The sequence below is a fragment of the Micromonospora sp. RTP1Z1 genome (assembly GCF_033804685.1).
Classification (GTDB): Bacteria; Actinomycetota; Actinomycetes; order Mycobacteriales; family Micromonosporaceae; genus Micromonospora.
Map to the genome: position 1 here is coordinate 24409 of NZ_JAPFQV010000037.1, position 16822 is coordinate 41230.

Sequence of the window (16822 nt, forward strand, 5' to 3'; positions counted from 1 at the left end):
GGCCCGTGGGTTTCGCGGCGCCTCGGCGTTGCCGGCGCCCACGGGCTGGGCCGGGCGGCAGATGTCCGTACGGTTCACCATGGCGATGGTCGGCCTGACCCTGCTGGTGCTGGGGACCCTCGCCCTGGCGGTCTCCGCGGCCGGGTCGGCTGAGCCGACGACGGCGGTGCTGCTCGCGGCGGGTGCCTTCTACATGGCGCACGTGGTGGCATCCTCCGTCTACTCCCGGCGGCTTCGCCGCGGCGCCGGGCGAGCGCCGACCCTCGTCGATCTCCCGGCCGGCGGCCGGGGCGTACGGTTCGCATACTCGGCCTGGCCGTATTACCTGCTCCTCTCGGTGCTGGTGATGAGCGGGCTGGTGACCGGGCTGGTCGCGGTGGCCGCGGCGACGGCGGGCGTGGTGGGAGTGCTGCTGGCCGTGGCCTTCGCTGCCCTGGCCGCGACGGTCGGGTGGTTCGTAGTGACGATGCTGCGCCTGGCGCCAGGTGAGCTCGTTCTGTCACCGGCCGGGATCCACCAGCGCGGCCTGACCTTCACCCAGTTCGTGCCGTGGCGGGACGTCTACCAGGTCTCGGCGGAGTCGATCCACACTCCGATCCTCATCGTCAAGGCGAACATGTCGGACGACACCCGGGTACGCCGCTACACGGGCCGGTTCGGCACCCTGGAGTCGCGACTCGTGCCCTTCGTGGCGGTCCGCCCCTACTGGCTCGCCACCAACCCGGCCACCGTCTACCACGCGGTGGCGTTCTACCACTCCCACCTGGACCTCCGGCCCGAACTGGGCACCCCGGCGGCCGTCGAACGGATCACCGACGGTCGGGCCGTGGTCCCAGAGTAACGGGGGCGCGGGGCCTTCTCTCATGCCCAACGGCGCACTAGCCCGCCGCCCCGCGTGGCGGAGTGGGGGTGCTGGGATTACGGCGCCAACCGGCGACGTCGCCGGCGGCAACCCCGAGGAGGATCGCCACCATCGTTGCGGCGACCGCCAGCGGCGGTACGGCGATCATCGCGGGGGTGATGGCCACCAGCACGGCGAGCCCGATCCGTCGCGAGTACGAGACCCGGCTGAACACGGTGTACTCCAAGCGGGCCCGGCCAAGCAGGAACAGCACCGGCCCGGCCATGATCGCCGCGGTCCATGACGCGTGCGGGCGCGCCAGCGGCTGGGCGATGACGAGCCGGTCAGCGACGCTGACGGCGATGGCGGCTGCCGCGATGAGGAGATGGGTGTACGCGGTGGAACGGCCCAGGTGTGCGGGACTCGCCGACCGGGCGAGCGCCTCAGACATCAGCTCACCCGCCCGGTAGATGTAGATCCGCCAGAGCAGACCGGTGACGGCGAAGGAGATCACCAGCGCGGCCACACTGTGGGGGCCGAAGTCGCTCGCCCCGAATGTGGTTCCGGCGACGATGATGGTTCCGCCGAGAGCCACGATGACGATCTGTCGAAACCGCTCGGACATGTGCGCCGCAGCGAGCCCCCACTCCGATATCGGGGATCGGCCGGCCCCAGGTGTGGGAAAGTCGAGCCGGGCCGCGACGTAGTCGATGGTGATGGCGAGCGCCCACAGCGCCAGCCGCAGCGGCGCGTTGCTGGCGGCGCCGAGCAGCCACGGGACGGCCGACACGGCGAACCAGAACAGCGTACGCAGGCTCCGTCGGCGCAACTCGTGGCGGCGCAGGACGACCACCAGGTACAGAGTGCGCCCCAGCTGAACGCTGACGTACGTGCCGGCGAAGAACCAGCCGCGGCGGCCGAAGGCGTCCGGCACCGCGGATGCCAGGATGAGGCTGCCCACCATGATCCCGATGACGGTCAGCTGGGTCGAGGCCCGTTCCGGGTCGAGCCGGTCGGTCATCCAGACTGTCATCATCCAGATCCACCAGACGGCTGGCAGCAGCACCATCGTCTCCAGGAGATCGGACCAGTCCAGCTTGTCGATCAGACCTTGGGCGACGCGGTCGAGCGCGAACACGAAGACCAGGTCGAAGAACAGCTCGAGAAATGTCACGTGCTGCGGGCTGGTGGGATCGCGCAACACGCCAGCGTTGCTCGCCGGCATCGGCATGCCCTTCCGAAAGTCGGTCGCTGTTCCGCGCCCGGCTGTCGTACCACGTTGATGGACGCCGGCGAGCAGAAACGGCCGGCCGGCGTCCGTCACTGGCCTCCAGCGGTCAGGTCGTCGGCGCGCTTGACCAGTGCCCTGCGTTCGGCGGTGGAGTTCACCATGGCGGCGGCGGCACGGAACAGCGTCGCCGCCTGGTTCCGGCCGCCGTGGCGGGCGGTCAGGTCGGCCTCGGCCGCCAACGCCGGCGGATAGCCGTCGAGCGCCCCGCCGCTACGCGCTTCGGCGAGTAGGGCCAATCCCTTGGCCGGTCCGTACGCGTAGCCGTGCGCCACCGCCCGGTTCAGCTTGACCACGGGGGTGGGCTGGAGCCGCGTGAGCTGGTCGTACCACCGGGCGATGGCCGGCCAGTCGGTGTCGGCGGCGGTCGGCGCGGTGGCGTGGCAGGCGGCGATCCGGGCCTGGAGGGCGTACGGGCCGTCACCGGCCCGGTCCAGCAGCGACCGGCCCTCCGCGACGGCGGCGTGGTCCCAGCGGGAGCGGTCCTGCTCGTCGAGGGTGAGCAGGTTGCCCTCGGCGTCGCGGCGGGTCGCCCGGCGGGAGTCGTGCAGCAGGAAGAGTGCGAGCAGTCCGGCCACCTCGGGCTGTGCCGGCATCAGCTGGTCGAGCAACCGGGCCAGCCGGATCGCCTCCGCGGCGAAGGCGGGCTCGCCGTCGGCGTCGTACCCCCGGGTGAAAAGCAGGTAGAGCACGGCCAGGACGCCCGGCAGCCGCTCGACCAGCGCGGACCCGGCCGGCACCCGGTACGGGATGCCGGCCGTGGTGATCTTCGTCTTGGCCCGGGTGATCCGCCGGGTCATTGTCGACTCGGTGACCAGGAAGGCGCGGGCGATGTCGGCGGTCGGCACCCCGGCCACGGTGCGCAGCGTCAGCGCGAGCCGCGCCTCCAGCGCCAGCGCCGGGTGGCAGCAGGTGAAGATGAGTCGCAACCGGTCGTCCACCACGTCCCCATCCGCCTCGGGCGGCGCCGGCTCGGGGTCGGTGAGCAGCGCCAGCTCCCGCAGCTTGCGGCGTTCCACGGTGGCCCGGCGCAGCACGTCCACGGCCCGGTTCCGGGCGGCCGTCATCAGCCAGCCGCCCGGATTCGCCGGTACGCCGTCGCGGGGCCAGCGCTCCAGCGCCGCGGCCAGCGCCTCCTGGACGCAGTCCTCGGCGAGGGTCCAGTCACCGGTGACGCGGATCAGGGTCGCCACGATCCGCGGGTACGCCTCGGCACCCGCGACGGCGACCGCATCGGCCGCGTCGGTCACCAGGTCAGTCCAGGTCCACGAGGGGCCGCAGCTCGATCCGGCCGCCGTAGGCCATCGGGTGGGCGCGGGCCACCTCGATCGCCTCGTCCAGGTCGGCGCACTCGAGCAGGTCAAAGCCGACGATCACCTCCTTGGTCTCGGCGAACGGCCCATCGGACAGGAGCAGTTCGCTGTCGCGTACCCGGACGGTGGTGGCCGCCGACGGCGGGGCGAGCGCGCTGCCCATCACCCGCTGGCCCTTGCCGTCCCGCTCGGCCACCCACTCCTCGATGTCGGGGGCGGCGGTCGGGTCGGCGTCCGGCTCGGTGTCGGTGCAGACGAACATCAGGTACTTCATCGGTTCGCTCCTCGCTGTCGTGGTTGCAGCATCCTGACGAACGGTGCGCGCGGATCCGGACACCTGCCTACCAGAAATTTTCGGTGGTGATTTTCCGGGCCCGGCTGGGTACTGCCGGGCGATGTTCTTCATCTTCGGGTTCCGTACCAAGGTCGACCGGTTCGGCGTCGTCACCCGGGTCTGCCGCAACTGCGGCAACCAGGCCGCGCAGGTGATCACCCGCCGGGCCACGAAATTCACCCTCTTCTTCATCCCGCTGATCCCGGTCCGGACCCGCTACACCCAGCAGTGCACCGTCTGCGGAGCCGAGTACGGCATCGCCCGGGCCGAGGCGCAGCGCCTCCCGGTCGGCTGATCATGGCCCGTTTCCTCTGCTGGCTGATCGGCCGGCAGCCGGTCCTCCCGGCACCGGCTCCGGTATACACCGTCTCCCGGCCGCCGTGCACGCCCGGCCGCCGGCGCCGCCGCCGCAGCCGGCCCTCGGCCGGCGCCCGGTCACCCCGCTCGCCCTGGAACCGTTCCGCCGGCCGCTGACCGGCGTGTGATCTTCGACCCGGTACGGACGCCTTCCCGACCTGCGCGAACTACGCTGGGCCCGCCGTCCGAACGGGGAGAATCGTGCGCAATCACCCGGCCGTCGTGCTGGTGGCCGTCCTGCTGTCCACCGTCGCGCTCCCGGTCTCGCTGACCGGCGCGTCCGTCGCGCTGCCCGACATCGGCCGGGACCTGCACGCCAGCCTGGCCGGCGTCCAGTGGGTGGTGAACGGCTACAACGCCACCTTCGCCAGCTTCATGCTCGCCACCGGCGCCCTGGCCGACCTGTTCGGCCGTCGCCGCGTCTTCGCCCTCGGCGTCGCGGTCTTCGCCGCCGGTGGCCTGCTCTGCACGGTCGCCGACGGGATCGTGCTGCTCGACGTGGCCCGGGCCCTCGCCGGCGTCGGCGCGGCCGCCGCCGCGACCAGCGCCTCCGCCCTGCTCGCCGGGGCGTTCCAGGGCCGTGCCCGGGCCCGCGCGTTCGGCCTCTTCGGCACGGCGATCGGCGTCGGCCTCGCCTTCGGCCCGTCCATCGCGGGACTGCTCATCGAGGCCTTCGGCTGGCGGGCGGTCTTCGCCGCCCCGGCGCTGGCCGGCTGCGCGGTCCTCGCCCTGGTGCCGCTGCTGCCGGAGTCCCGCCAGCCGCACCCGGGACGGGTCGACTGGGCGGGCACCTTCTCGTTCACCGCCGCGCTGCTGCTGCTCATCTTCGGTTTCGTGCAGGGCCCCGCGTACGGCTGGGCGGCCCCGGTCATCGTCGGCGCGTTCGCCGCCGCGGCGGCGCTGCTGGTGGTCTTCGTCCGGGTGGAACGCCGCCGCGCCGATCCGATGTTCGACCTGGCCCTGCTGTCGAGCCCCCGCTTCCTCGGCATCTGCCTGGCGGCGGCCACCATCGTCGCGGTGCTGGTGCCGCTGCTGGTCTACCTGCCGTCGTACCTGACCACGGTGGTCGGGCTCAGCCCCGGCGCGGCGGGCGCGACGCTGATCCTGCTGACCGCCCCCACCCTGGTGCTGCCGCTGCTCGGCGGGGTGTTGACCCGGCTGGTCCCGGCCACCACGGTCACCGTCGTCTCGGTGGTGGTGGTCGCCGCCGGCGCGGCCTGGGCCACCGTGCTGGGGCCGGACGCGGACACCGCGACGCTGGCCGGGCCGCTGCTGACCAGCGGGGGCGGGGTGGGGCTCTCCATCGGACTGCTCGACGCGATCGCGATCGGCAGCGTCGCGCCGGAACGCGCGGCGACCGGCGCCGGGATGATCAACACGGCGCGGCTGACCAGCGAGACCATCGCCATCGCGGTGGTGGGGGCGGTGCTGGCCAGCACCACCGCCGGCCGGCTCGCCGACCCGGGCTTCACCGGCGGTCTGCGTAGCGTGCTCTGGTCGCTGGCGGGGCTGGCCCTGGCGGCCGCGGTGGCCACCGCCGTGCTGGTGCGCCGCGGCGCGCTCCGGGCCGTACCGGCGGAGAGCGCCTATCCTGGCGGATCATGACGAGCAGCGCGCGGCGACTGGCCGACATCCGCGGCGGGGTGCCGCCCCGCCGGCACAACGCCCGGACCATCGCCGCGCTGACCGGCAACCCGGGCTGCACCCGCCGGGCGGTGCTGGACAGTGCGGGGGTGGACAAGCCGAAGCTGGCCGAGCTGATCGGCTTCCCGGCCCGGTTCGGCCAGTCCCGCTTCGCCATCACCCGGGGCAACACGTTCGAGGCGCAGGTCAAGGCCGACGGCGGGGTGGAGCTGCTGCGGCTGGTCGCCGAGCGGCTGGGCGTACCGGTGCCGGCTGGGGCGAGCTGGACGGACCTGGGCGGCGCCGACGACCTGCCGGACCGGCACGAGCGGTCCCGGGCGGCGCTGACCGGCACGGGTGACGCCCCGGCGCTCTTCGACCATCCGCTGCTCGGCCTGGATGTCGCCGGCCAGCGGGTGCACCTGGAACCGGACCTGGTCGCCGCCCGGCTCGCCGGCCGGTTCCACGTCGTGGAGATCAAATCGTTCCCCGTGATCGACGGGCAGGCCGACCCGGCGAAGGTCTCCGCCGCCGCCGTCCAGTCCGCCGTCTACGTGCTGGCGCTGCGCGAGCTGCTCGCCGCCGAGGGGCACGACCCGGAACTGGTGTCGCACGACGTGGTGCTGGTCTGCCCGCGCGACTTCGCCAACCAGCCGGTGGCCAGCCTGCTCGACGTCCGCAGGCAACTGCTGGTGCTGCGCCGCCAGCTCGACCGGATGGCCCGGATCGACAGGCTGCTCGCCGACGTGCCGGCGGACTTCACCGCCGACCTGACCGCCGACCCGGCGACGCTGGTCGCGGCCCTGTCCCGGGTAGAGGCACGCTACGCGCCGGAGTGCCTGGCCGCCTGCGAGCTGGCGTACTTCTGCCGGCACGAGGCGCGCGGGCACACCACGGCGCTGGGCCGCCCGGTGCGGGAGGCGCTGGGCGGGATCGCCGAGGTGTCGGAGGTGCTGGCGTTGGCCGCCGGCGAGCGCACCCCGGACCCGGAGCAGGGCGAGGCCGCCGCGCTGCTGCGCGCCGCCGCCCGCCTGCGCGCCGACGCCCTCACCGGAAACCCCGCATGAGTACGCTGCGCGCGCTGGCGAAGGCGCAGGCCGCCGCCGCCGGGGTGGCCCAGCCGGTGGCCACCGTCCGGCACCTGCACCTGGCGGAACGCCCGCTGGTGCTGGTGCCGCTGGCGATGGCGGGCGAGGCGAACGCCCCCCTCGCCGCCCTGGTCGGCGCCGCACCGGACGAGGCGCGGTTGCTGATCGTGCCGCAGCCCCGCAACCGCCAGCAGCGGTTCGCGTTCGCCGCCGAGCTGGCCGGCATCGTGCTGCCGTACCTGGACTCCGTCCGGGGTGTCTCCGAGGCGGTACCCACCGACCGGGGCCGGGACGTCCGGCACCGGTACGTCGACGCGCCGCAGCTGCTGGTGCCGAACCCGGCCGGGGTCACCTTCCTGCGGCTGCTCGGCCGCTCCACCCGGTTCCGGCGCCCCGACGGTGACTATCCGGTGCACCCGTCGGTGCCGCTGCTCGGGCGCTGGCTGACCTTCTTCGCCGAGCGGGCCGAGCATCCGGGCTCGGCGGCGCTGCTGGCGATGACCGAGGCGTTGACCCTGCACTGGGCGACCGGGCAGAGCGCGGTGGAGGACCTGCACCTGCCGGCGCTGCTCGGCTGGATCGACCCGCCGGCGGGGCTGACCGGCGCGGCGGCGGCCGCCCGGGCCGAGGATCCGACGGTCTGTCCGCCGGCCGGCCCGGCCACCGACCCCGACTTCGACAACCGTCTGCTGGCCCCGGCCGTCGCCGCGTACGCCGAGGAGGACCCGGTCGCCCGCGCGGCGGCGTACGCGGAGTTGGAGCGGCTGCTGCGCGACCAGCTCGCGCCCACCTGGGAGCTGATGTGGCGCGGCGTGGGGCTGCTGCGCGCCCTGCCGCCCGGCGCGCGGGTGGCCGGCCGCTGGGACGGCGACAAGGACGCCTTCACCGGGTACGCCGAGCACGTCGACGCCGGTGGTGGGCCGCAGCGGCGCCGCGACGGCGCGGTGGCCGCGGCCGTGCGGCTGCACCGGCTGGAACGGGCCCTCACCTCGTACGCGGTGCAGCGCGCCTACGACGACCCGCTCGTGATGGCCGAGTACCGGCTGACCGGGGAGGCGTTCGTCGGCGGCGTCACCCTGGCTGACCCGAAGCGGGTGGACGATACTGGGAAGCGGCCGGTGCTGCGTCCCCGGATCCAGGTGGTCACCACCGAGCCGGTGCTGGTGCCGGTCGGGGCGGCGCTGTACTCGCCGGCCCGACCGGCGCAGAAGGCCCGGGTGGTCTTCGTGACCCCGGGCGCGGACGGCAAGACCGAGGTGGTGCTGGAGCTCTCCGGCGGGATGGGCCGGGGGTTGACCGCGCCGCCGGGCACCGTGCCGGAGGTGGGGGAGCGGCTCTGCCTCACCACCCTGTCCGACGCCTTCCTGCCGGCGGGGAACTTCCCCGCGCCGGAGGAGACGCCCTGGACGCATGGTGGGCCGCCCGCCGCCGCGCCGCCGACGGACGGGCCGGCGGCCCACGTCGAGGGCGGTTCCGCGGTCCCCGCCAGCGGAGGCGACGACGGCGACCCGGCGGAGGAGTGGGCCTGAGGTCGGGGCAGGCATCCGGGCCATCCACCGTGGACCGTGTCGTATTGGCCCGATGAGCGGTGGTCACGACCGGGTGCGGCGCAGCCACGACACGGTGGCCGGTAGCCTGCCGGTCAGGAGAGGGCGGCCAGCGCCGCGCGCGCCTCGTCCGCCGTCGGCCGCTCCGGGTCGCTGTCCAGCAGGGTCTCCAGGGCCTTCCGGTACGCCAGGTCGCGCGCCTCGCCGGCCGCGACCTCGACGTCCGGCGTCACCCCGCAGCCCTCCCAGTTGGTGCCGGTCACCGGGTTCACCGGCCGGGCCACCGGCACGGTCAGCTCCAGGTGCGGGTGCGCCGGGAAGCCATCGCACGGGTGCGCGCCGCCGCGGGTGCGCTCACCCACCACCGTGGCCCGGCCGAGCTGCTGGAGGTCGTACGCCAGTTCCTCGCCGCCGGAGAAGGTCTCCGCGCTGGTCAGCACGTACACCGGCTGGTCGGCGTCGTAGCGTGGCCCGGCCACGTACGCCGCACTCCAGAACTGGCGGGTGTTGCCGCTCCGGTCGTGCATGGTGTGCAGGTGTGCCGGCTCGGCGAAGAACCAACCGCAGACCAGGGCCACCATGTCGGGGCTGCCGCCCCGGTTGCGCCGCAGGTCGAGCAGGAGCGCGTCGGTGCCGACGAGCAGCCGCAGCGCCGCGGTCACCGCGTCGCCGGCGAGCTGCGGTGGGAAGAGGTACGGGTGGATCTCCAGCAGCCCGACGTTGCCGGCGAGGCGTTCCACCCGGGCCACCCCACCCATGGTGGTCCTGACCAGCGGGGCCAGCCTCGCCTCGATCGGGTCGTCACCCTCGACCAACGGCGTCGCGTGGTGCCGCAGCCGTAGGTGCAGGTCGCCGTTGACCGACTGGAGATCCTCGGTGACCAGCCCGGCGAGGGCCGCCGGGTCGGGGGCGTCGACGTACCGGCCGTCACGGAGCCGGTCGCCGAGGTGCGTGGCGATCCGTTCGGCGACGTCGGAAAGGACGTAACGCTCGGCGACCAGCTTCGCGGCCCGCTCGACGACCTCGGTGATCTCGTCCTGTCGCATCGGATGCCCCCGTCCGGAGTTCCACTGTGGGGTTGCAGTAGAGCAGCCGATTGACAAAGCGTCAAGAGAGGTGGACGCTTTCTGGGTGACCGACCAGATCCCCGGTGAGCCCCTCCGGGTCAGCACCCCGCCCCACTTCAAGGCGCTCGCTCACCCGTTCCGCCACCGGCTGCTCTTCGCCCTCGGCTCCGGACCGGCCACCATCAGCCAGCTCGCCGCCGGCCTCGGCGCGGCCAAGGGGACCGTGGCCCACCACCTCAAGGTGCTGACCGAGGCCGGCATGGTCCGGGTCGGGCACTCCCGGCAGGTCCGCGGCGGCACCGAGCAGTACCACGAGCGCACCTTCCGGCGGATGGTCGGCGAGTCCGGGGACCGGGACGCCACCACCGCCCTGCTCACGGCGGTCGCCGAGCAGGTCGCCGCCGATCCCGACCCGCTGCTGCACCTGCGGCACCTGCGCCTCACCTTCGCGCAGGCCGCCCGGCTGCGGGCCACCCTGGACGACCTGATCGCCAGTGCCGACGAGGCCGGCCCGGACGAGTCGCGGTACGGCGTGCTGGTGGCCCTCTACCGGCAGGGCGACAGCGCGTCACCGTCCTGATCGGGCGGGTGACGGGCACCGATCGGCTCTGGCGGCGGCATCGGGCGGGTGACTACGCTTGCGCCGTTCGCCGTCCGTGACCGGTCCTCATCTTCGAGGGTGCACTGAGAGAGAGCCGGAGCGAATCGTTGTGCTGCCGCAGGACGTGAGCCGCGCCGTCGTGGCCCGTCCCACGCTGTCCGGCCGCGTCGGTCTCGTCGCGGCCGCGGTCGTCGTACTCGGGGAAGCCGGCTGGCTGGTGGCCGGGCTGCCCGGCGCGGCCCTGGTCAGCGACCTGGGCGCGGTGGCGGTGGCGGCCTGGGCGGCGGTCGCCTGCGTCGGCGTGGCCCGCCGGCACCCGACGGCGCTGCGCCGGTTCTGGACGCTGCTCGCGGTCACCATGGCGCTCGCCGCGTTCGGCCGGGTGCTGTGGACGGTGGAACGCCTCGGCGGGCAGCAGTTGCCACACAACGCGCTGGTCGGTGGCATCTTCACCGCCGGCATCGTCACCGGCACCGCCGCGCTGCTCTGCTCGCTGGCTGCCCCGCGCAGCCTGGTCGGGCAGGCCCGGACCCTGCTCGACGGGGTGATCGTCGGGCTGGCCCTGATCCCGATCGGCTGGGTGGTGGTGTTCCGCGACGTCGCCGCCGCCGACCTCGCCGACCCGCTGCGCACCTTCGGCCTGGTCTACCCGATGTTCGACCTGATGCAGCTGACCATCCTGGTCGCGGTCGCCGGGCCGTCCCGGCCGATGTGGCGACCGTTGACCGTGATCGGGGCCAGCCTGGCCATCCGGGCCGCCGCCGACACGGCCTACGTCTCGCTCGTCGCGCACGGCAGCTACGTCCCCGGCCACCCGATCGACGTCTGCTGGCCGCTGAGCTACCTGCTGATCGGCGTGGCCACGGCGTACCCGCCGCCGGCGGGCGGCGACGGCGCCGACGAGACGGCCGAGTCGCCGTTGCCGCCGTGGTGGCGGGTCGCCCTGCCGTACCTGCCGGTCGGCGGGGCGATCGTCGCGGTGGTGCTCGCCCGCCGGCCCACCGGGCAGACCCCGCGCCTGATCTTCCTCGGCGTGATGGCGCTGCTCGGCGTGCTGGCGCTGCGCCAGGGGCTGGCCGCCAACGAGAACCTGCGGCTGGTGGCCCGGCTGCGCCGGCTCGCCTACTCCGACCAGCTCACCGGCCTGCCCAATCGGCTGACCTTCAACCGGCGGCTGCGCCGCGCCCTGCGCGACGAGGCGCCGGTCGCCGTGCTGCTGCTCGACCTCGACGGGTTCAAGCAGGTCAACGACCGCTTCGGGCACGTCACCGGGGACCGGCTGCTGACCAGCATCGCCGAGCGGATGCGGGACGCCACCGGCGCCGACGGGATGATCGCCCGGCTGGGCGGCGACGAGTTCGCGGTGCTGGTCGACGGCGATCGGCCGGTGCCGCCGGAGCGGCTCGCCGAGCGGCTGCTCACCGCCCTGGAGCCGCTGCCCGGCGAGGAGGACCTCGGCCTCAACCCGTCGGCGAGCATCGGTATCGCCGAGTACGGGCCGCAGCACACCTCCCACACCGACCTGCTCCGCGACGCCGACATCGCCATGTACGCGGCCAAGGCGGCCGGCAAGTCCGCGTACCTGTTGTGCACGCCGGCGCTGCGCGAGTCGGCGGTGAGCCGCGCGGAGCTGATCGCCGACCTGCGCCGCGCCGTCGACGAGGGGCAGCTCTTCCTGGAGTACCAGCCCATCGTGGACCTGGCCACCGGCGCGGTACACAGCGTCGAGGCGCTGGTCCGCTGGCGGCACCCCCGGCTCGGGGTGCTGGCCCCGGCCAGCTTCCTGCCGCTGGCCGAGGAGACCGGGCTGATCCTGCCGGTCGACCGCTGGGTGCTCCACGAGGCGTGCCGGGCCGCCGCCGCCTGGCGGGAACGCGCGCCCCAGGTGACCGTCGCGGTGAACATCGCCGCCGCGCACCTGCGCCGGCCCGACCTGATCGCCATGGTCGCCGCCGCCGCCGCCACCGCCGGCGCCGGCCTGCCGCCGCGCGCGCTCACCCTGGAACTCACCGAGTCGGCGCTGATCGAGGGGAGCGACGCGGTGCTGGACCGGCTGCGCCAGCTCCGCGAGCTGGGCATCCGGATCGCCATCGACGACTTCGGCACCGGCTACTCCTCGCTGAGCTACCTGCACCGGATCCCGGCCACCGAGCTGAAGGTCGACCAGTCCTTCGTGGCTCGGCTGGGCGCCGAGGACCCCCGGGCGTACGCCACGGTGGACATGGTCAACCGGCTCGCCGCCGCGTTCGACCTGGCCGTGGTGGCCGAGGGGGTGGAGACCGACGCGCAGCACGCGGCGGTCACCGCGATCGGCTGCGTCCACGGTCAGGGCTTTCGGTACGGCCGCCCCGCCGCCCTGCCGGAGCTGCTGGCCACGCTGACCCCGGTCGACGCCGCCCGCTGACCGGTCACCCGGCCCCTCGTGAGGAGGCCGAAGGTCCCGACCAGGACAGGGGCTTCGGCCCTGCTCACGGCGCGTGCCAACGGTGACGATGGGACCGTCACCGAACAACGCGACCATCCCCACAGGAGCCGGACATGAAGCGACGGACGTTGGATCTGCTGTTCAGCATCGGCGGGCTGGGCCTGGCGGTCCTGCTGCTCGTCGTGGGCATCGTCCTGACGACGAACGCCAACTTCGCCAACACCTACGTGCACGACCAGCTCAGCGCCCAGCACATCAGCTTCAAGCCGGCCGACACCCTCACCGACGAGGAGAAGAAGTCCGACTGCCTGCGCGAGTACGCCGGCCAGCGGCTGAACACCGGCAAGCAGGCCGAGTGCTATGCGAACGAGTTCATCGGCCTGCACCTCACGACGATCGGCGGCGGGAAGACGTACGCCGACCTGGGCGGGCCGGAGGCCGCGCTGAAGAAGCAGGTGGCCGAGGCCGAGCAGACCAAGGCCGCAAACCTCGCCGACCTGCAGAAGCAGCTCGCCGACGTCACCGCGCAGCGGGAGACCGTCTTCAAGGGCGAGACGCTGCGCGGTCTGCTGCTCACCTCGTACGGCTTCAGCGAGTTCGGCCGCAAGGCCGGGCAGGGCGCCCTGGCCATGTACCTCGGCGCGGCGCTGCTCCTGCTGCTGTCGCTCGCCGGCCTGTTGCACGCCTTCCGGACCCCGGTCAGCGAGACGTTCGCCGCCCCGGAGAAGGTCAGGGAGCCGGTCACCAGCTGACCCGACCAGCACCGACCCGACCGCCCCCGGTCTCCCGCACCCCCCTCGGGAGACCGGGGGCGCTCGTGTTCCGGCGTTGCGAAATACTTCCCCGGCAGCGCCGACCCGAGGAGTCGCCCGATGCCCCGACCCGAGTACTTCGACTTCGGGCTGACCGGCTTCGCCCGCCGGTTCCATCAGGACTGGCGCTACGACGGCTCCCCCTGGAAACAGCTCGACCGGATGCTCGGTCCCGAGCACGAGCCTGTTGGTGTGGAGGAGCTGCGGCGGGACGCCGCGCAGAGCCTGGCCGGGCTGACGAACGGCGAGATCGAAGCGCTGTGGGTCGCCGGTACCGACGGCAACTTCCCGTTTGGTCCGGACGGCGCCTGGTCGACCGGGAGCGACTGGATGCGGACGATCGTCCAGCGGTGCGACCAGTGGTACCGCGAGACCGGCCGGACGCCCCTTTCGCGCCCGGCGCCCGGCGCCGGACTCGCCGATGCCGTGACCCGGGAGGTCACCCTGCTCTCCGCGTCCGTACTGGAGCGGCTGGATCCCGACGGCAGGGTGACCGCCGCCCTGCTGCGCTGCGTCCGGGCCTGCTCGCCGGACCTCGCGTTCCGGTGGTCCCTCCGCATCGCGAGACGGAGCCATCTCGCACTGGAAGCGAGCCAGTACGCGCGCCTCGTCCGGCTCGGCGAGCAGTTCAAGTACGGCGAGTACATCGTCTCCGACCTCGATGATCTGGTGGAGTAGAAGTTCCGGATTTTCCTTGACCCTCACGCAACGGCAGGCGGGAGTCTTGGTCGCGGAAGGGAGGGAACCATGGCGTACACGGTGGGTCAGGTGGCGAAGCTGGCCGGGGTGACGGTGCGGACGCTGCACCACTACGACGAGATCGGCCTGCTCTCGCCGAGCGGGCGCAGCCCGGCCGGCTACCGCCGCTATGACGACGCGGACCTGGAGCGCTTGCAGGTCGTCCGCTACTACCGGGAGCTGGGGTTCCCGCTGGAAGAGATCGCCGCGATCCTCGACGACCCCGAGGTGGATCCGGCGGCGCACCTGCGCCGGCAGCACGAGCTGCTGACCGTACGGATCAAGCGCCTGCAGGAGATGGTCACGGCGATCGAGTTCGCGATGGAGGCGAGCAAGGTGAACATCCGACTGACGCCGGAGGAGCGATTCGAGGTCTTCGGCGACTTCGACCCGGACACGCACGCCGAGGAGGCGGAGCAGCGATGGGGTGACAGCGAGGCGTACCGGGAGTCGACCCGGCGCACCGCCCGCTACTCGAAGGAGGACTGGCTGCGCAACAAGGCGGAGAACGAGGAATGGGGGCGGCGCCTCGTCGCGGTGATGGAATCGGGTGCGCCGGCCGACAGCCCGGCGGCGATGGAACTGGCCGAGGAGCACCGGCAGCTGATCAGCCGCTGGTTCTACGAGTGCTCGTACGAGATCCACACCGGGCTGGCCGACATGTACGTGGCGGACCCGCGGTTCACCGCGTACTTCGAGAAGATCCGGCCGGGGATGGCCACGTACCTGAGCGAGGCCATCCACGCCAATGCGATCAGCCGGGCCTGACGTGCCACGATGGCTTGACGGGTAGGGCTCACCACAGGAGGTCCGCAGTGCTCATCGTCGCCGGCAGTCTCTACGTCGACCCGGACGGCCGGGACGCGTACCTGGCCTCCTGTGTGGAAGCGGTGCGACAGGCCCGCTCCGCGCCGGGTTGCATCGACTTCGCGGTCAGCGCCGACCTGATCGAGCCGGGCCGGATCAACGTCTACGAGCGGTGGGAGTCCGACGAGCAGCTGCTCGACTTCCGCGGGTCTGGCCCCTCGGAGGAGCAGGCGGTGGCGATCCTCGGCGCCGAGGTGCACAGGTACCGCATCTCCGGCGTCGAGGCTCCCTGACTCGCGACCAGCCCGCGCGGTGACCCGCATGCCGAGGTCGACGACCCGGCCGGTGTCGCCGTCGTGCCGGCACGAGCACCGGCACAGCGATGGCCTCGTCGGATCCGGTGGGCGGATCCGACGAGGCCGCAGCCCGGCGGCTCAGGGCGTCACAAAATCAGGTTGAGCAGCAGGACGCCGAGGAACCCGACCACCGAGATGATCGTCTCCATCACCGACCAGCTCTTGATGGTCTGCCCGACGGTCAGCCCGAAGTACTCCTTGACCAGCCAGAATCCGGCGTCGTTGACGTGCGAGAAGAACAGCGAGCCGCAGCCGACCGCGAGGGCCAACAGCGCCACCTCCGGGCCGTGGAGGGTGGCGGCCAGCGGTGCGACGATGCCGGCGGCGGTGATGGTGGCGACGGTGGCCGAGCCGGTCGCCACCCGGATGCCGACGGCGACCAGCCAGCCCAGCAGCAGGGGCGAGAGGTTCGCGCCCTTGGCGGCGTCCGCGATCAGGTTTCCCACACCGGCGTCGACCAGCACCTGCTTGAAGCCGCCGCCGGCCGCGACGATCAGGATGATGCCGGCGATCGGCGGCAGCGACCCGCCGAGGAAGCCGGAGACCTGGGCGCGGCTGAAGCCGGTCCGGTAGCCGAGGAAGATCATCGCGAAGATCACGCCGGCCAGCAGGGCGACGATCGGCGTGCCGGCGATGTCCAGCGCCTTGCGTCCCCCGGTGTCCTTGGCGAGGGTCAGTTCGCCGATCGCGCGCAGCAGCATCAGCGCCACCGGCAGCAGGACGGTGACGACGGCGGCCCACAGGGCGGGTGCCCGGCGGGCACGTACCTTCTCGGTGGCGGCCTCGTCGATAGGCTCGCCGGGGCGGCCGGTGCCCGGGTTGATCAGGTCGTCCTCGGCGACGAGGTCGCCGTCGGCGTCGACCGGCCCGCGACCGGTGGCCGCGGGCCCCCGCCCGCCGGCGACGACCAGCGGTCGCCGGGTGGGCAGCAGCGCCTCCGGCGCGGTGGCGTGCACGTAGCGGGCGATGAAGTTGCCGAAGACCGGACCCGCGATGATCACGGTCGGGATGGCCACCAGGAGTCCCAGCGCGAGGGTCTGGCCGAGGTTGGCGCCGAGGGCGTCGATCGCGACCAGCGGGCCGGGGTGGGGCGGCACCAGGCCGTGCAGCACCGACAGGCCGGCCAGCGCCGGGATGCCGATCTTCATCAGCGGTACGTCGGTGCGCCGGGACACCAGCAGCACGATCGGCACCAGCAGCACCACGCCGACCTCGAAGAAGAGCGGCAGGCCGATCAGCGCGGCGACCCCGGCCATCGCCCAGGGCAGCGCGGTGCCGGAGACCCGGTTGACCACCCGATCGACGATGCTGTCCGCGCCGCCGGACTCGGCGAGCAGGCCGCCGATCATCGCGCCGAGGGCGATCAGCAGGCCGACCCCGCCGACGGTGGAGCCGACCCCGGCGCTGAACGAGGTGACGATCTTGTCCGGTGTCACCCCGGCGACCACGCCGAGGACGGCCGCGCCGAGGATCAGGGCGAGGAACGGGTGCACCTTGCCCCAGGCGATGAGCAGCACCACCGCGGCGATGCCCAGCAGGGCCGCGATGATCAGTTGAGTGTTCCCGGCGTTGGTGAGTGGGGCCGCCGGTGCGGCGAGAACTGTGACCACGGTTATCACGACCTT

General features: G+C 73.3%; 16 protein-coding genes. 11 read left to right on the plus strand and 5 right to left on the minus strand.

Features of this window, described 5'->3' with window-relative positions:
- Positions 1-61 precede the first annotated feature (61 nt).
- Entirely contained in the window at positions 62-841 is a 780-nt protein-coding gene (locus SLP03_RS19115; RefSeq protein WP_319461969.1) for a hypothetical protein, read from the plus strand.
- A gap of 37 nt (positions 842-878) precedes the next feature.
- On the opposite strand, the gene SLP03_RS19120 is transcribed toward SLP03_RS19115, so the two are convergent.
- From SLP03_RS19120 to SLP03_RS19130, 3 genes are all read right to left on the minus strand, one after another.
- Positions 879-2015 (minus strand): low temperature requirement protein A, encoded by a 1137-nt coding sequence (locus SLP03_RS19120; RefSeq protein WP_319461970.1) that lies wholly within the window; start codon positions 2013-2015, stop codon positions 879-881.
- Between the two features lie 146 nt (positions 2016-2161).
- Positions 2162-3379 carry an RNA polymerase sigma factor gene (locus tag SLP03_RS19125; protein ID WP_319461971.1) on the minus strand — a complete coding sequence of 406 codons (1218 nt, stop codon included), beginning with the start codon at positions 3377-3379 and terminating at the stop codon, positions 2162-2164.
- A gap of 4 nt (positions 3380-3383) precedes the next feature.
- Positions 3384-3716, minus strand: a complete 333-nt coding sequence (locus SLP03_RS19130; protein WP_319461972.1) for a YciI family protein — start codon at positions 3714-3716, stop codon at positions 3384-3386.
- 121 nt (positions 3717-3837) lie between these two features.
- Here SLP03_RS19130 and SLP03_RS19135 point away from each other — a divergent pair, with 121 nt between their 5' ends.
- The 4 genes from SLP03_RS19135 to SLP03_RS19150 all read left to right on the plus strand — a co-directional run bounded on the left by SLP03_RS19135 (position 3838) and on the right by SLP03_RS19150 (position 8373).
- Positions 3838-4071, plus strand: coding sequence for a zinc-ribbon domain-containing protein (locus SLP03_RS19135; RefSeq protein WP_319461973.1), 234 nt, complete (start codon positions 3838-3840; stop codon positions 4069-4071).
- 263 nt (positions 4072-4334) lie between these two features.
- On the plus strand, positions 4335-5738 hold the full coding sequence (locus SLP03_RS19140) for an MFS transporter (RefSeq protein WP_319461974.1): 1404 nt from the start codon (positions 4335-4337) through the stop codon (positions 5736-5738).
- A complete protein-coding gene (locus tag SLP03_RS19145; protein ID WP_319461975.1) occupies positions 5735-6823 on the plus strand; it encodes a hypothetical protein in 1089 nt (362 codons plus the stop codon). Before SLP03_RS19140 ends, SLP03_RS19145 begins: the two co-directional genes overlap by 4 nt.
- Positions 6820-8373 (plus strand): hypothetical protein, encoded by a 1554-nt coding sequence (locus SLP03_RS19150; protein ID WP_319461976.1) that lies wholly within the window; start codon positions 6820-6822, stop codon positions 8371-8373. The genes SLP03_RS19145 and SLP03_RS19150 overlap by 4 nt, the downstream gene beginning before the upstream one ends.
- A gap of 113 nt (positions 8374-8486) precedes the next feature.
- Here SLP03_RS19150 and SLP03_RS19155 read toward each other — a convergent pair whose 3' ends face one another.
- Positions 8487-9437 (minus strand): S41 family peptidase, encoded by a 951-nt coding sequence (locus tag SLP03_RS19155; RefSeq protein ID WP_319461977.1) that lies wholly within the window; start codon positions 9435-9437, stop codon positions 8487-8489.
- Positions 9438-9522: 85 nt separating this feature from the next.
- Here SLP03_RS19155 and SLP03_RS19160 point away from each other — a divergent pair, with 85 nt between their 5' ends.
- The 6 genes from SLP03_RS19160 (at position 9523) to SLP03_RS19185 (ending at position 15134) form a co-directional block, all read left to right on the plus strand.
- Positions 9523-10038, plus strand: a complete 516-nt coding sequence (locus SLP03_RS19160; protein ID WP_319461978.1) for a helix-turn-helix domain-containing protein — start codon at positions 9523-9525, stop codon at positions 10036-10038.
- 145 nt (positions 10039-10183) lie between these two features.
- On the plus strand, positions 10184-12463 hold the full coding sequence (locus tag SLP03_RS19165) for a putative bifunctional diguanylate cyclase/phosphodiesterase (protein ID WP_319461979.1): 2280 nt from the start codon (positions 10184-10186) through the stop codon (positions 12461-12463).
- 134 nt (positions 12464-12597) lie between these two features.
- Positions 12598-13236 carry a hypothetical protein gene (locus SLP03_RS19170; RefSeq protein WP_319461980.1) on the plus strand — a complete coding sequence of 213 codons (639 nt, stop codon included), beginning with the start codon at positions 12598-12600 and terminating at the stop codon, positions 13234-13236.
- Between the two features lie 120 nt (positions 13237-13356).
- A complete protein-coding gene (locus SLP03_RS19175; RefSeq protein ID WP_319461981.1) occupies positions 13357-13974 on the plus strand; it encodes a hypothetical protein in 618 nt (205 codons plus the stop codon).
- A 69-nt stretch (positions 13975-14043) separates the two neighbouring features.
- Positions 14044-14802, plus strand: coding sequence for a MerR family transcriptional regulator (locus SLP03_RS19180; RefSeq protein ID WP_319461982.1), 759 nt, complete (start codon positions 14044-14046; stop codon positions 14800-14802).
- A gap of 47 nt (positions 14803-14849) precedes the next feature.
- The gene (locus tag SLP03_RS19185) at positions 14850-15134 is read left to right on the plus strand and encodes an antibiotic biosynthesis monooxygenase family protein (RefSeq protein WP_319461983.1); all 285 of its coding nucleotides are present in this window, start codon (positions 14850-14852) and stop codon (positions 15132-15134) included.
- Between the two features lie 149 nt (positions 15135-15283).
- On the opposite strand, the gene SLP03_RS19190 is transcribed toward SLP03_RS19185, so the two are convergent.
- Complete coding sequence (locus SLP03_RS19190; RefSeq protein WP_319461984.1) at positions 15284-16807, minus strand: GntP family permease; 1524 nt, start codon at positions 16805-16807, stop codon at positions 15284-15286.
- Between the last annotated feature and the right edge of the window lie 15 nt (positions 16808-16822).

What these genes read in the sequence shown, in the direction of transcription:
- SLP03_RS19115 (WP_319461969.1), top strand. Translation starts at nt 62, where the DNA reads ATGTCCGTACGGTTCACCATGGCGATGGTCGGCCTGACCCTGCTGGTG.
- SLP03_RS19130 (WP_319461972.1), bottom strand. Translation starts at nt 3,716, where the DNA reads ATGAAGTACCTGATGTTCGTCTGCACCGACACCGAGCCGGACGCCGAC.
- SLP03_RS19135 (WP_319461973.1), top strand. Translation starts at nt 3,838, where the DNA reads ATGTTCTTCATCTTCGGGTTCCGTACCAAGGTCGACCGGTTCGGCGTC.
- SLP03_RS19145 (WP_319461975.1), top strand. Translation starts at nt 5,735, where the DNA reads ATGACGAGCAGCGCGCGGCGACTGGCCGACATCCGCGGCGGGGTGCCG.
- SLP03_RS19150 (WP_319461976.1), top strand. Translation starts at nt 6,820, where the DNA reads ATGAGTACGCTGCGCGCGCTGGCGAAGGCGCAGGCCGCCGCCGCCGGG.
- SLP03_RS19155 (WP_319461977.1), bottom strand. Translation starts at nt 9,437, where the DNA reads ATGCGACAGGACGAGATCACCGAGGTCGTCGAGCGGGCCGCGAAGCTG.
- SLP03_RS19170 (WP_319461980.1), top strand. Translation starts at nt 12,598, where the DNA reads ATGAAGCGACGGACGTTGGATCTGCTGTTCAGCATCGGCGGGCTGGGC.
- SLP03_RS19175 (WP_319461981.1), top strand. Translation starts at nt 13,357, where the DNA reads ATGCCCCGACCCGAGTACTTCGACTTCGGGCTGACCGGCTTCGCCCGC.
- SLP03_RS19180 (WP_319461982.1), top strand. Translation starts at nt 14,044, where the DNA reads ATGGCGTACACGGTGGGTCAGGTGGCGAAGCTGGCCGGGGTGACGGTG.